Annotated in this window: 14 protein-coding genes; 6 read left to right on the top strand and 8 right to left on the bottom strand. The window is 63.4% G+C overall.

All coding sequences use genetic code 11. The features are described from left to right. Both V2B23_RS19745 and V2B23_RS19740 read right to left on the bottom strand, forming a co-directional pair. The gene (locus V2B23_RS19745) at positions 1-1590 is read right to left on the bottom strand and encodes a phospho-sugar mutase (protein ID WP_430951890.1); all 1590 of its coding nucleotides are present in this window, start codon (positions 1588-1590) and stop codon (positions 1-3) included. Further along, positions 1587-2372, bottom strand: coding sequence for a purine-nucleoside phosphorylase (locus V2B23_RS19740; RefSeq protein WP_430951889.1), 786 nt, complete (start codon positions 2370-2372; stop codon positions 1587-1589). The genes V2B23_RS19745 and V2B23_RS19740 overlap by 4 nt, the downstream gene beginning before the upstream one ends. 67 nt (positions 2373-2439) lie before the next feature. Between V2B23_RS19740 and V2B23_RS19735 the strand changes: the two genes are divergently transcribed. Genes V2B23_RS19735 through V2B23_RS19720 form a run of 4 tightly spaced genes read left to right on the top strand, consistent with a single transcriptional unit; the run spans position 2440 to position 6587 of the window. Continuing rightward, a complete protein-coding gene (locus V2B23_RS19735; RefSeq protein WP_430951888.1) occupies positions 2440-3138 on the top strand; it encodes an enoyl-CoA hydratase-related protein in 699 nt (232 codons plus the stop codon). Between the two features lie 12 nt (positions 3139-3150). Next, complete coding sequence (locus tag V2B23_RS19730; RefSeq protein ID WP_430951887.1) at positions 3151-4311, top strand: M20 family metallopeptidase; 1161 nt, start codon at positions 3151-3153, stop codon at positions 4309-4311. Continuing rightward, positions 4308-5456, top strand: coding sequence for a M20 family metallopeptidase (locus V2B23_RS19725; protein WP_430951886.1), 1149 nt, complete (start codon positions 4308-4310; stop codon positions 5454-5456). Before V2B23_RS19730 ends, V2B23_RS19725 begins: the two co-directional genes overlap by 4 nt. Before the next feature lie 54 nt (positions 5457-5510). Further along, on the top strand, positions 5511-6587 hold the full coding sequence (locus V2B23_RS19720; RefSeq protein ID WP_430951885.1) for a hypothetical protein: 1077 nt from the start codon (positions 5511-5513) through the stop codon (positions 6585-6587). A 28-nt stretch (positions 6588-6615) separates the two neighbouring features. On the opposite strand, the gene V2B23_RS19715 is transcribed toward V2B23_RS19720, so the two are convergent. Beyond that, the gene (locus V2B23_RS19715) at positions 6616-7086 is read right to left on the bottom strand and encodes a gamma-glutamylcyclotransferase (protein WP_033231261.1); all 471 of its coding nucleotides are present in this window, start codon (positions 7084-7086) and stop codon (positions 6616-6618) included. 178 nt (positions 7087-7264) lie between these two features. Here V2B23_RS19715 and V2B23_RS19710 point away from each other — a divergent pair, with 178 nt between their 5' ends. Together V2B23_RS19710 and V2B23_RS19705 are read left to right on the top strand one after the other, a co-directional pair. Next, the gene (locus V2B23_RS19710) at positions 7265-8668 is read left to right on the top strand and encodes an NAD(P)H-quinone dehydrogenase (protein ID WP_430951884.1); all 1404 of its coding nucleotides are present in this window, start codon (positions 7265-7267) and stop codon (positions 8666-8668) included. A 184-nt stretch (positions 8669-8852) separates the two neighbouring features. Beyond that, complete coding sequence (locus V2B23_RS19705) at positions 8853-10046, top strand: PLP-dependent aminotransferase family protein (protein WP_430951883.1); 1194 nt, start codon at positions 8853-8855, stop codon at positions 10044-10046. Here V2B23_RS19705 and V2B23_RS19700 read toward each other — a convergent pair. Genes V2B23_RS19700 through phnD form a run of 5 tightly spaced genes read right to left on the bottom strand, consistent with a single transcriptional unit; the run spans position 10031 to position 13922 of the window. Then, positions 10031-10636 carry a TetR/AcrR family transcriptional regulator gene (locus V2B23_RS19700; RefSeq protein WP_430951882.1) on the bottom strand — a complete coding sequence of 202 codons (606 nt, stop codon included), beginning with the start codon at positions 10634-10636 and terminating at the stop codon, positions 10031-10033. The genes V2B23_RS19705 and V2B23_RS19700 overlap by 16 nt on opposite strands. Before the next feature lie 11 nt (positions 10637-10647). After that, positions 10648-11418, bottom strand: a complete 771-nt coding sequence (locus V2B23_RS19695) for a tyrosine-protein phosphatase (protein WP_430951881.1) — start codon at positions 11416-11418, stop codon at positions 10648-10650. A gap of 8 nt (positions 11419-11426) precedes the next feature. Further along, positions 11427-12260 (bottom strand): phosphonate ABC transporter, permease protein PhnE, encoded by an 834-nt coding sequence (phnE, locus tag V2B23_RS19690; protein WP_430951880.1) that lies wholly within the window; start codon positions 12258-12260, stop codon positions 11427-11429. Next, positions 12238-13038 carry a phosphonate ABC transporter ATP-binding protein gene (gene phnC / locus V2B23_RS19685; protein ID WP_430951879.1) on the bottom strand — a complete coding sequence of 267 codons (801 nt, stop codon included), beginning with the start codon at positions 13036-13038 and terminating at the stop codon, positions 12238-12240. The genes phnE and phnC overlap by 23 nt, the downstream gene beginning before the upstream one ends. Then, entirely contained in the window at positions 13035-13922 is an 888-nt protein-coding gene (gene phnD, locus V2B23_RS19680) for a phosphate/phosphite/phosphonate ABC transporter substrate-binding protein (RefSeq protein ID WP_430951878.1), read from the bottom strand. The genes phnC and phnD overlap by 4 nt, the downstream gene beginning before the upstream one ends. Positions 13923-13955: the final 33 nt, after the last annotated feature.

The following is a 13955-nucleotide window of genomic DNA, read 5'->3' as shown; positions in this document are numbered from 1 at the left end:
CTACAAATCTTCTGCGAAGGCCCGGAGTTGTGTTGTCCGGGCCTTCGCTGCTGCCTGGGCTCCGGCGAGTTCGCTGCGGTTCGCTACCGGAATCACGACCTCGAGATAGCACTTGAGTTTGGGCTCGGTGCCGGACGGGCGGACGACGATGCGCGTCGTCGCGCCGGTGAACACCACGGCGTCGGTGCGCAGGGGCGAATCGGCTGTGGCCAGATCTTCGAAGACAACTGCCTCGCCGCAAATTTCGCTCGGTGGATTGCTCCGCACGCGGTCCATGATCGTGTTGATATCGGCAACGTCGTCGAGCCTGCGAGAAACTTGGTCCCCGTGGTGGTAGCCGAATTCGAGGGCGTAATCGTCGAGCACATCCAGCACTGTTCGGCCGGTCTCGGCAAGAGTGGCAACCAGATCGGCCACCAGAACGGCGGCGGAGATTCCGTCTTTGTCTCGGACGGCGCCGGGGTCGACGCAGTGGCCGATCGCCTCTTCGTAGGCGTAGGCAAGACCGTCGCCGGCGCGGGTCAGCCACTTGAATCCGGTGAGAGTGCAGGCGAATCGGGCGCTGCGAGTGGGAGCCAGTTTCGAGAGCAGAGTAGACGACACGATCGTGGTCGCTACGAGGGAATTCGGCGGAGCCGTGGTGAGTACGTGGTCGGCGAGCAACACGCCGGTCTCGTCTCCGCGGAGCATCCGCCACTCGTCGCCGTCGCGGATGCCGACGGCGCAGCGGTCGGCATCCGGATCGAGAGCGATCGCGAGATCAGCGTTGACCGTGTCGGCCAGCTCGAGAAGTGCGTCGGTGGCACCCGGTTCTTCCGGATTGGGGAATGCGACAGTCGGGAAATCGGGATCGGGATCGAATTGCTCGGCGACAACGTGGACATCGGTGAACCCGGCAGCGTCCAACGCTGCCAGTGCGGTGTCCCCGCCGACGCCGTGCAGCGGTGTCAGTGCGATGCGAATGTTGCGGGCTCGACCGTGCGGAAGCGTCGCGGCGCGTCGTACGTAGTTTTCGATCACGGAGTTGCCCACCGCCGTCACCGGAGTTCTGGCGATGCTCGACGCGCCGCCGAGCTTCGCGATCGCACTTTCTATCTCGCGATCAGCCGGTGAGACCAGTTGGGATCCACCATCGAGGTACACCTTGTAGCCGTTGTCCGCGGCGGGGTTGTGCGATGCGGTGATCTGGATACCGGCACTGGCGCCGAGTGCCCGAACGGCAAATGCCAGCACCGGTGTCGGCAGGGGGCGGGGGAGAAAAGTCACCGCGAAACCGGCGGCGGCCAGGACCTCGGCGCCGGCTGTGGCAAATGCTTCGGAACCGTGGCGGGCGTCGCGGCCGACAACGATGCGAGTACCGCTGTGACCGTGCGTGTTCAGCCACGCTGCGAGTCCGGCGGTAGTGCGAATGACAACAGCCACGTTCATCCCGTTGGGGCCGCCACGCACGGGTCCGCGCAACCCCGCTGTGCCGAATGTCAGTGGTGCGGAAAAACGTTCGGCCAGTTCATGTTCCGAGAGGGATTCGAGTTCTCGCCTGGTGGCCGGGTCGGGATCGGAGTTGATCCATTCCTGCGCCGCACGGTTCACAGTTCGCGGACCAGTTGGCGCAGTAGCGTTCCCACTCGGGTCGCGGACGCCTTGCCTGCCGCGAGTACTTCCTGATGATCGAGTGGCGCGCCGGTGATGCCCGCAGCAAGATTGGTGACCATCGAGATACCCAATACCCGTGCGCCCAGAGCGCGAGCCGCGATGGTTTCGTGGACCGTCGACATACCCACGAGGTCGGCGCCGAGGGTGCGCAGCATCCGGATTTCGGCAGGCGTTTCGTAGTGGGGGCCGGGTAGTCCGGCGTACACGCCTTCGGTGAGTTCGGGGTCGATGGAGCGGGCAAGTGCTCGGAGTTCGGGGGAGTAGGCGTCGACGAGGTCGACAAATTCCGCGCCTACCAACGGCGAGCGGGCCGTCAGGTTGAGGTGGTCACTGATCAGGACCGGTTGACCGACTGTGTAGTCCTCGCGGATACCGCCGGCGGCGTTGGTGAGGATGACGGTGTCCGCGCCCGCTGCGATGGCGGTGCGAACGGGATGGACCACTGAGCTGAGTTCATGACCTTCGTACGCGTGGGTGCGTCCGAGAAGCAACAGAACCTGGGTACCGCCGACGGTGACGGTTCGGATCGTTCCGGCGTGGCCGAGAGCCGACGGCGGAGCGAAGCCAGGAAGGTCGGCCATCGACACCTCGGCAGTGGGCTCGCCGAACTGGTCGGCAGCGTCGGTCCAGCCCGAACCGAGGACCACGGCGACGGACGGCGGCGCGCTTCCGGTCATGGCGGACAGAGCGGCAGCGGCGGCTTCGGCGATCGTTCCCATGTGCGTTACCTTACTGACGAGTCGGGTCGCTTCGTCGGATGACCTACCGGGCATTACGCTGCCCTTCATGCCTTATCTCGAACGCGACGGCGACGTATTCATTCTGTACCTCGGAAACGAGGGTGAGACGGACAACGAGAACCGTTTCACCCCTGATTGGATCGACTCGGTGCACAGCGCACTCGACGAGGTCGAAGCCCACGAGGGTCCGGCTGCCTTGGTCACCACGGCGACGGGCAAGTTCTATACGAACGGCCTGGACACGACGTGGATCTTCGCCAACATCGACGGTCTTCCCGGGTACCTCGACAAAGTACACACGCTCTACACCCGCTTGCTGACCTTCCCGATGGCGACGGTTGCCGCGATCGGTGGCCACGCCTTCGGAGCGGGCGCCATGCTCGCGACGTCGCACGACTTCCAGATCATGCGCGCCGACCGCGGCTTCTACTGCTTGCCCGAGGTGAGCCTGAACATGCCGTTCACCGTTGGCATGTCGGCCCTGCTGAACAGCAGACTTCCCAAGCAGACGGCCGTGGAGGCAATGACCACCGGGCGCCGATTCGGCGGTGCCGACGCACTGTCTGCCGGAATTGTCCAGGAAACTGTCGAGGGTGATTCGGTGCTCGCGACCGCCGTGGCCAAGGCCGCTGCGCTCACCGCGACACACGGACCGAACCTGGCCGGAATCAAGGCCGGGATTCATCGAGACCTGTTGGTTGATCTTGGACGGGTGACTGACAAGAGCAACTTCTCGTTCGGGTGAGACAATGATTCGGTGAATCATGAAGTCGACGGCGTAGTCAGGTCTGTAGAGACCGATCTGATTGCGCTGTCGCATTCGATTCACGGTGATCCGGAGCTTGCATTCGAGGAATTTCGCAGCAGCGCCAAGGTGTCCGAACTGTTGGAGCAGCACGGATTCGCGATCACTCGCGGTGTGGTCGATCTGCCTACGGCATTCGATGCGACGTACGGCAGTGGAGAACTGGTCATCGCGATCTGCGCCGAGTACGACGCCCTTCCGGACATCGGCCACGCCTGCGGACACAACATCATCGCCGCGGCGGCGGTGGGCGCCGGTATCGCCTTGGCGTCGGTGGCGGATCAACTCGGAATTACTGTTCGGGTCATCGGAACTCCGGCCGAGGAAACCGGTGGTGGCAAAGTGCTGATGCTCGAGCGCGGCGCGTTCGACGGCGTCGGCGCTGCGATGATGGTTCACCCCGGCCCGATCGACATCATCGGTGCGACATCGCTGGCCTTGGCCGATATCGCCGTCAGTTATCACGGCCGAGAGGCTCACGCGTCCGCCGCACCGGAGTTCGGACTCAATGCGGCCGACGCGGCAACCCTGGCTCAGGTGGCAGTGGGATTGTTGCGCCAGCACCTGCTCCCCGGTCAGCAGATTCACGGCATCGTCAGTGACGGTGGAACCGCCCCGAACATCGTCCCGGCGCGTTCGGAGCTGTTGTATTACTTGCGGGCGGAGACCGCCTCGTCGTTGGCCAATCTGTCGGAACGGGCAAATGCCTGTTTTGCGGCCGGCGCTCTGGGCACCGGCTGCACTCACGAGATCCGCACCGTGTCGCCGACCTACACGGAACTGACGCCTGATCCGTGGCTCGCTGACGTGTACCGCGAACAGATCCTGGATCTGGGCCGGGTGCCGTTGGCACCCGAATGGGAGCGTTCTCGTCCGCTGGGCAGTACAGACATGGGTAATGTCACCAACGTGATTCCTGGAATTCATCCTGTGATCGGTTTGGATTCAGCTGGGGCAGTGACACATCAGCCGGAGTTCGCTGCGGCGTGTGTCACGGAATCCGCTGATCGTGCCGTTGTCGACGGCGCAATAGCCTTGGCTCGCACTGCTGTCCGGGTAGCGTCCGATCCTTCGGAACGCGCCCGTCTGTTGGAAGGAGTAGATCGCCGGTGAACGCGGCAATCGATACTTGGATTCACGCGCATGCCGACGATCTGGTCGCGTGGCGACGGCACATCCACGCCAACCCCGAACTGGCGCGTCATGAGTACGCGACAACGGAATTTGTCGCGACGCGGCTCATCGAGGCTGGACTTTCACCGAAGGTGCTTCCCGGCGGCACAGGGTTGACGTGCGACATCGGGCCGGACGGACCCCGCATTGCCCTGCGCGCCGACATGGATGCACTGCCGATGCAGGAGGCGACGGGTGCGACGTACTCGTCTACGGTCCCTGGTGTTTCCCACGCTTGTGGGCACGACGCGCACACCACGATCCTGTTGGGCGTGGGTGTGGCCTTGGCGTCGTTGCCGGAACTTCCGGTCGGAGTTCGGTTGATCTTCCAGCCTGCCGAAGAAGTGATGCCGGGCGGTGCGCTCGACGTCATCGCGGCCGGTGCGCTCGACGGTGTTTCGAGAATCTTTGCTCTGCATTGTGATCCGCGTCTGGAGGCGGGTCAGGTCGGTGTGAGACTCGGTGCGATCACGTCTGCGGCCGACACCGTCGAAGTGGTACTGGATTCGCCGGGGGGCCATACGTCACGGCCGCACCTGACAACTGATCTCATCTATGCGCTCGGAACTGTTGTCACCGGTTTGCCCGGAATGCTCAGCCGCCGTATCGATCCGCGCACCGGCACCGTCATGGTGTGGGGCGCGGTCAGTGCCGGCCAGGCGCCCAACGCGATCCCGCAGACCGGCATGATGACGGGCACCGTCCGAACGGGCGATCACGAAACGTGGGAACTGCTCGAACCTCTTGTGGAGGAGATCGTGCACGGACTGCTCGCACCGACAGGTGTCCGCTATCAACTGAACTATCGCCGCGGTGTCCCGCCCGTCGTCAATGACGAGGTCTCGACGCGTATGTTCGAGGACGCCATTGCCAGCCTGGGACAGGACGCATTGGCAGACACGCCACAATCCGGTGGTGGAGAAGACTTTTCGTGGTACCTCGAGACCGTCCCTGGCGCAATGGCCAGGTTGGGCGTGTGGTCCGGCGAAGGCGAACAACTCGATATCCATCAACCCACATTCGATCTCGACGAGCGCGCGCTCGGTGTGGGCGTGAAGGTTCTCACAAGCCTCGTTCTCGGTTAGTGCCGGTTCCCGTCGGGGGCACCGTTTTTCGTAAGTTCGAGTGAAGGTACGGGCATGTCCATAGGTGTGGGAGTGCGAATCGGCACAGTGGTGTCGACGGCAGTGGTGGCGTCGAACGATCCAGGTTCGGCCGATCCGGTGGTGATCGTTCGGGATACGGTTCTCAATCAACGCAAGGACGGCACCACCGTGCTCGGCGGCGAGTCGGCGATGGGTGGCGGCCGCGAGTTCACGGAAAGCTGGACGGGTTTTGTCGCCCGCGTCGGCGATCCGAGCGGTGTTGCCGGAACAGCTGATACCCGTTATCGCGCTGAAGATTTGGTGGCAACGTCTATCCGCTGCCTGCTACAGGAATGCGAGCCGCTGCCCGATCGTGGGGGCAAGGACGGTGGAGCGCCCGACATCGTGGCGACGTATCCGTCACGTTGGGATTCCTCGACGGCAGCGATCCTGCGCGATTCACTGGTCTACGCCGGCCTCGAACGGGTCACCTTGGTATCGGACGCCGAAGCGGTGTCGGCGTGGTTCGAATCGGAAATCGCTGCGCTGGCCGGAACGCTCATCGGGATCTATCACGTCGACGACACCGGAGCCGCTGTCACTCTGGTGCGTTCGGGTGTTGCCGCGGGCCGCGCGTTCGGATTTGCCGGGGACGGCAGCTCGCCGAGTTCACGAATCGCAACGGCGCTCGGTGCCTTCGGATGGATGCCGGAAAACCTCGACGCCGTTGTCGTGACCGGAGACGGTGACATGGCGGGCGACAAGGCCGCAATGACGGCCATTGCCGTTGGCGTCGCCGAAAAGCTTAATGTCCGTTGTGAACTCGGACCGGGGCCGGAACAGTCGGCAGCGCTCGGTGCGGCAATTCTTGCTGCCGGTTTCACCTCGACGTCGCACAAGATCGTGCCGATCGGGCTGCCGCCGTCACATGACGTCACCGAGGTATTCGAGAACGTCCCGCGGGCTGCCGGGTCGGCCGAAGCGTCGCAGGTGGCCACTGCGGAGGCAGAAGGTGCGGCAGCGGTGGAGACCGAGGCCGGCAAGTCCGGCTCCAAGCGGATCGTGATCGCAGTTGTCACCGTAGCGGCGATCATCGCGCTCGCGGTGCTGGCCTATTTCCTGCTGCTGTAGTCGGTCACACTGCTCTAGTCGGTGAAACCTAGTCGGTCAAACCGTTTCCGGGTCCGACGTTCCGGCTGTTCCGCGTCCGCAGTTCCCGGACGTAGTCCGCCGGAGCGCCAGCGATCTCGGCTGCGTCGGCCATCACACCGATGTAGCGAGCGGACGGAAGGCCGCCCTCGTAGGCGTCCATGACATACAGCCAGGCCAGAACGGCGCCGTCGGTGGTGTCGACACGTACCCGGATCTTGCGGTGCAGTCCGAGTTCGGCACCTTCCCAGCGGTCGAGGCTCACCTCGTCCTCTTCCGGTACGTCGTAGAGGACTACGAAAACGCTGGAATCCGGGTCCTCCACCACGGTGGCGAGAGCGCCTTCCCAGCCGAGGTCTTCGCCACTGAAGGTCAGGCGCCAGCCACGCAACCATCCAGTTCCCGACATGGGGGAGTGTGGGCAGCGCAACAGCATCTGCTCGGGGTGCATGTTGGAACCGTACGCAGCATAAATCGACACGGGCGCAAGCCTAAACGGTGGTGTGAGGGTGACGCGAAGCGGACCACCGGACGCTAGTAATCTGGTACAAGCACTGCGCGACCTCGATCGCTGCAATAGCGTGACCAACGCGTGCTGTACATGAGGTGTATGGACTGGCGGGAGACCCCTGCCGGTCGCCTGAGGACTTGGAGGACACATGACCCGGATCGTGATCATCGGCGGCGGACCTGCCGGATATGAGGCAGCGCTGGTTGCTGCCCAGCACGGCGCAACCGTCACCCTGGTCGATTCGGACGGCGTCGGCGGCGCGTGTGTCCTGTTCGACTGTGTGCCGTCGAAGACGTTCATCGCCTCGACCGGCATCCGCACCGACATGCGTCGCGCGTCCGATCTGGGAATCACGCTCGACCCCGAGCAGGCGTCGGTATCGCTCCCCAAGATTCACGCCCGTGTGAAGGCACTCGCACTGTCCCAGTCCTCGGACATTCGCGCTCGGCTGCAGACGGTTGGCGTCGAGGTCCTCTCCGGTACCGCAGAACTGACCGACCAGGAACTCGGATTGGCAACTCACCAGGTGCGGGCGACCCTCGCAGACGGTGAACAGCGCACCATCGCTGCCGACGTCGTCCTCATCGCTACCGGCGCCAGCCCCCGCATCATCCCGGGCGCCGAGCCGGACGGTGAGCGCATCATGACGTGGCGTCAGCTCTACGACTTGGAAGAGCTGCCCTCGCACCTCGTTGTTGTCGGTTCCGGTGTGACCGGTGCCGAGTTCGTGTCCGCGTACACCGAGATGGGCGTCAAGGTGACGCTGGTGTCCAGCCGTGACCGTGTGCTCCCGGGCGAGGATGCCGACGCGGCACTCGTACTCGAAGACGCGCTGGCCGAGCGCGGCGTGATCCTGGTCAAGCATGCGCGCGCCGACGCCGTCGAGCGCACGGAGGACGGAATCATCGTCAAGCTTTCCGACGGCCGCACGGTCGAGGGCAGCCATGCCCTCATGACCGTCGGCTCGGTTCCCAACACCGACGGACTCGGACTCGAGAGGGTGGGCATCGAGCTCGATAAGGGCGGCTACCTGCGCGTCGACCGCGTCTCCCGCACCCCGGTGTCGGGTATCTACGCCGCCGGCGACTGCACCGGCCTGCTCCCGCTCGCATCCGTGGCCGCCATGCAGGGCCGTATCGCGATGTACCACGCACTCGGTGAAGGCGTGAGCCCCATCAAGTTGAAGACGGTGGCGTCGGCGGTGTTCACACGTCCTGAGATCGCGACGGTGGGTGTGACGCAGGCTGCAATCGACAACGGTGAAGTTCCGGCCCGCACCGTTATGTTGCCGCTCAACACCAACCCGCGCGCCAAGATGTCCGGACTGCGTCGTGGCTTCGTGAAGATCTTCTGCCGTCCCGCAACCGGTGTGGTGATCGGCGGAGTTGTGGTCGCGCCCAACGGGTCCGAGTTGATCCTGCCGCTCGCGATGGCCGTGCAGAACAACCTGAGCGTCAATGACCTCGCCCAGACCTTCTCCGTCTACCCGTCGCTGACCGGTTCGATCACCGAGGCGGCGCGTCAGCTCATGCGTCACGACGACCTCGACTGATTTTCCGTCATGTGGTTTCCCGAAATCTGAGAACTTGATTTCACATATTGGCGTGATGGTGGGATAGTCGTGGTACCGGTCGAATCATGGACCGGTACCACGGCGCTCTCCCCGCCCCCGTAGACCCCTCGGCGGCTCAGGGTGTTTTCCCTCTGATCCTTCTTTTGCGTGCCTGGGAGTTTCTATGAAACACGCCGCGCTGTCTGCCCGTATGGGTGGGCTCCGTAGTTCTGCAATCCGTGACCTGCTCACCTTGACTGCTCGCCCTGACGTGATCAGTTTGGCCGGTGGCCTGCCGGATCCGAATTTCATTCCGCGAGAGCGTATTTCGCAGGCAGCTGCTTCTGCTCTCGGTGAGGCGTCGTCCGTTCAATACGGTGAGACCTCGGGGTTGCGACACCTTCGTGAGGTAATTGCGGCCCGCGAATCCGTCAAGATCGGCCGCATCCTCGAATCGTCCGACGTGGTGATCACGCACGGTTCCCAACAGGGCCTGAGTTTGCTGGCTCAGGCGTTGCTCGACGCCGGTGACATCGTTGTTGTGGAAGATCCGGCGTATACCGGTGCGCTGCAGGTCTTTCGGACTGCGCAGGCAAACCTGGTTCCCGTGCCCGTCGACGCGGACGGCATGGATACCAGGGCGCTCGAAGAGAAGCTTGCGGGTGGACTGCGTCCGAAAGTTGTTCATACCGTGAGCAACTTTCACAATCCGCGCGGGTCCGTTCTCTCACTCGAACGCCGCGCGCATCTGGCGAAACTTGCCGATGCGTACGGCTTCTGGATTCTCGAGGACGATCCGTACGGTGAACTGTACTTCGACGGGCCGCCGCCGCTTCCGGTTGCAGCATTGTCGGACAGGGTGATTCGGCTGTCCAGCGCCTCCAAGGTGCTGGCACCTGCCCTGCGTGTCGGCTGGCTGCACGGTGACCGGCGGGTGTGCGAAGCCGTCGAGTTGATCAAACAGGGTGCGGATCTGTGTGGGTCGTCTCTCACTCAACAGATTGCGGCCGACTTGTTCTCGGACACCGCGTGGTTCGACGCTCATCTGAACATGCTCCGGGCGTCCTACGGCAGCCGCGCGAAGGCGCTGGTCAGTGCATTGCAGGTCGGCTTCGGCGACAGCGCTCGATTCTCGCCCGTGCGCGGCGGCATGTTCTGTTGGATGGAGAGCCTTGAACCCGTAGACACCGCCGCGGTTCTCGACGTTGCCGTCGAGCACGGTGTTGCCTTTGTGCCCGGTGCCGCATTCGGCGTCGACGCAGATCTGAGCCGCTCGGCCCGACTGTGTTTTGCGACGTATCCGGAAACGGTATTGGAGGACGCCGCACAGAAACTGTGCGACGCCTTCCGTGATGCTTCCGCTCAGTCTCGGGGTTGAACTCCGCGCCACAGCAATTCGATTGCGGCACGGACTCGATCGTCGGCCCCGTCGGCGGTGGACGGTCCGCGGACGACAAACTGGTAGTAGGACATTCCCACGATCAGGTCGATCAGGACATCGGTGTCCACCGAGGGATCCAGGGTGCCAGCTGCCTGTGCCGCGGACACTGCTTCCGCCAGGTGGACACGGCGCCGCGAGACGTGTTGCTGCCAGCTGGCTTCGCGGACCTTGTCGTTCTGCAATCCGAGAACGATGCGTTTACGAACCAGGTCACCGGACGCGCCGGTCACGTCGACCATGCCGACGGCAAAGGATTCGGCAAGGTCGGCGCGGAGATCGCCGGTGAAGGTTGTCTTCACCTCGGATCGGACGCTGTCGAGCGCTGCCGCCAGGAGTTCCTCGCGGCTCGACCATCGTCGATAGATCGCAGCGCGCGAAATGCCGGACCGAGTGGTGATGGCAGCGATCGTCACGTCGTCTGCGCTGGGGCATTCCGTCAACAATTCGATGGTGGCGGTAAGGACTGCTTCTTCGACGGCGGTGTCGCGGGGGCGGCCGGGCCCGCGCGGCGTTTCCGGCGCAGTCACGTTCTCGAGTGTCACCGTGCTGCAAGCATTTTCGTACGCAAGAGCTCGACCGTTTCCTGGCTGAGTCCGGCCGCACGCAGCGGCGCCAGAACGTCGCCGTGGTGCCGCACGAGCGTCTGCTGCATGACGGTCATTGAGGCACGCTCGGCGCCCATCATGGCGCCACTGGGCATGCTGTTCGCATCGAAGTCGAACGGCAGGAAGCCGCCCATGATCATCTGGACCCTCGCATGTAGGCGGGGTAGCTCAGCCGAGGTGCGAGCGTAGTCGTCGGCGATGGCGCCGGCTTCCGCGCCGACTGCACTGAGCAGTGCGGCGGCAAACACACCCGTGCGGTCCTTGCCTGCGGCGCAGTGGAATATGGTTCCGCCGGGGCTCAGAGCGAGGACGGTCAGACCTGTCGCGAGTTGAGGTGCCGCGGATTCCAGAAGGTCCGCATACCACTGGCCGACGTGATCTGGAGTGGTTACCTGCGGTAGTGCCTGACTCATAGCGGCGGGAGTGGCGACCTCGGCCACGAGTGGAATGTGGTGATAGGCGATAGCGTGGGCAGCGAGTGGGCCACGCCCGGTGTAGGCCGCCTCGCCAGGGGACCGTAGATCGATCACTGTGCGGATTCCCTTGTTCCACAGTGAATCGGCGTATTCCACCGACAGGTGTGAGACGTCATCGCTGCGGAAGGCGACAGATTCGCGAATGTGTCCGCTTGCCACTGCCACCGCGGCAAGATCGCGCAGGTTCACTGGGTCGAGCAGTTCGGGGGACGAGAGTACGTCGGTCATGGTTATTCTCAGCTCAGTCGAGCGCGGATCATCGCGCTGATTCGGTCGATGACGGTGACGAGCACGATGATGCTCAGGATGATAGTGCTCAGGTGCCCGTAGTCGTACATGCGCATGGCCGTGGTGAGTTCCAAACCGATACCGCCGGCACCGACGAGACCGAGAATGGTTGCACCGCGGACATTTCCCTCGAAGAGGAGCAGGGTGTAGCTGACCAGTAGGGGTGCTGCCTGCGGCAGAACTCCGTAGGTGATGATCTGGCGTTTGTCGGCTCCTGCGGAACTCAGGGCATCGAGTGGACCTTGATCGACCGATTCCATTGCTTCGGCGTAGATCTTGCTGATCGAGCCGAGGGAACCCACCACGATGGCAAGCACACCGGCAAACGGGCCGAGACCCACAGCGGATACGAACATCAGGGCGTAGATGAGTTCGGGGATCGAGCGCAAGACGTTCAGGATCGCCCGGGAGATGCCGTAGAGCCACTTCGGGGCGATGTTCGACGCCGCGCCGAAACTGAGGATGAGCGACAGCACCGCGCCCACCAGCGTTCCGACAATTGCCATCTGGAGCGTTTCGATCAGCAGGGTGACGATGACGTCGAACTTGTCGAAAGTCGGCGGGAACAGTCGCGAGACAAAATCGACCATGTTGGGTACGCCGGAAACCAGGCGCGCAGGGTCGGCGTCTGCACCGGCAAACGACCACGCGAGGACCACGGCGATGACGATCAGGCCGACCCCGCTGCGTGGGGAAGGCAGACGCCACGGTTTGGCGAGACGCTCGGCTTCCTTCGATAGAGCGTGCGTCTGTTCGCGCTTACTGTTCGACGATGTCTGCATGTTCACCATAGATCGTGCTCACCGCCTCTTCATTGAGTTCTTCTGCACGGCTGTTGAATACGATGCGTCCGTCCCGCAGGCCGATGACACGATCGGTGTACTTTCTGGCCAGGCCGACAACGTGAAGGCTCACGATCACCGGAACCTGACGTTCGCGGGCAATCTCCCTCAGTAAGGTGAGGATGGTTCCGGCGAGGCGTGGATCGAGGGATGCGACGGGTTCGTCGGCGAGGATCAGTTTCGGGTGCTGCATCAGGGTTCGCGCGATCGCTACCCGTTGCTGCTCACCGCCGCTGAGCGTCCGACTCTGCTGAGATGCTTTGCCTTCCAGTCCGACTCGGCGCAACAGTTCGAGAGCTTCGATGCGTTGGGTGCGTCCGAATCCACCGATAAGGTTGACCGCACCGGCGTCGTACAGACCGCCGGTCAAGACGTTGGTCAGGGCGCTCAGTCGCGGTACCAGATTGAAGTGCTGAAAGACGTAGCCGACATCCGAACGCAGAGAACGCAAGTCGGAACCGCTCTGCCTCGCGACATCTCGGCCGGCAACGCTCAATTCGTCTGCGGTGAAGTCGGTGAGGCGGGTCAGTGTCTTCATCAATGTCGATTTGCCGGATCCCGAGTGTCCGAGCAAACCGACCACTTCACCGGGGCGAACAGTGAGGTCGACGCCGTCGAGGGCGATGTTGTCGCCGAACGTGACTCGAATGTTGCGTCCGGTGACCACCGGCGGCAGAACCAGGGACGAGCGCGGCGGGCGAATTGCCGGCGCTGTCATCGGATGTTGTCCAGATCGACTCCGGCAGCTTCCGCGATCGTGACCAACGGTTCGTACACCGAGAAGTCGGGATCGGCGGTGTACGTGCCGCCAACGCCGAGGATCTTCGATGCTTCGGGATTTGCGGCGAGCATCGCTGGGAGCTTGTCCTTGATTGCGTCACGAGTCTCGGAATCGAGGCCGGTGCGGGCGACGATGGATACGCCAACCGGGATGGGTGCGGTTTGGCCGACGATTCGGACGTCGTCGGCTGTGAACATGCCACCGGCGATGAACGACGTGTAGAGCTGGCGGGCGGTGCAGGCAACGTCGACGTTCCCGTTCATCAGTGCGAGAACTGCAGAGTCGTGTCCGCCGGCAAAGGTGCTCTTGTAGTCGGTTCCGTCGGTGAGCCCGGCCTCGGCCATCATTGCCTTCGGCATGAAGTAGCCAGTGGTCGATCCCGGATCGACAAAGGCGACCTGATGTCCCTTGATGTCGGCAACGGATTGAATTGTGCTGTCGGACTTGGTTATACAGTACGACGCCGGATCTGGTGCCCCGTTCCAGGCGAGGATGGGTTCGACGCTTCCTGTCTTGAATGCGAGGGCGGCCGAGAAAGGGCTGAGGACGGCGACGTCGACAAATCCGTTCCGAACCGCCTCGACGACGCCGAGGTAGTCCGCCGGTGACTCGTGTTTGACGGTTTTGCCGGTCGCGGTTCCCACCATGTCGGCGACATCGTTCATGATGGCGAGCTCTTTGACGTCATCGGTGCCGGGAGGCGTGGCGAAAATGATCTGATTCGAATCCGCAGACGAGGCTTCGGATTCGGTGGAGCACGAGGACAGGGCGAGAGAAGCGACGGCAGTCAACGCGACGGCGATACCGACTCGAGCACGCATGATGGACCTTCCGAAAAGGCGGGGGAGTTTGAC

The organism is Rhodococcus sp. 24CO (assembly GCF_050586165.1).
In the GTDB taxonomy this organism is placed as follows: Bacteria; Actinomycetota; Actinomycetes; order Mycobacteriales; family Mycobacteriaceae; genus Rhodococcus_F.
Note: the sequence above shows the minus strand (reverse complement) of the source record. Positions and strands in the feature narration are given on the sequence as shown.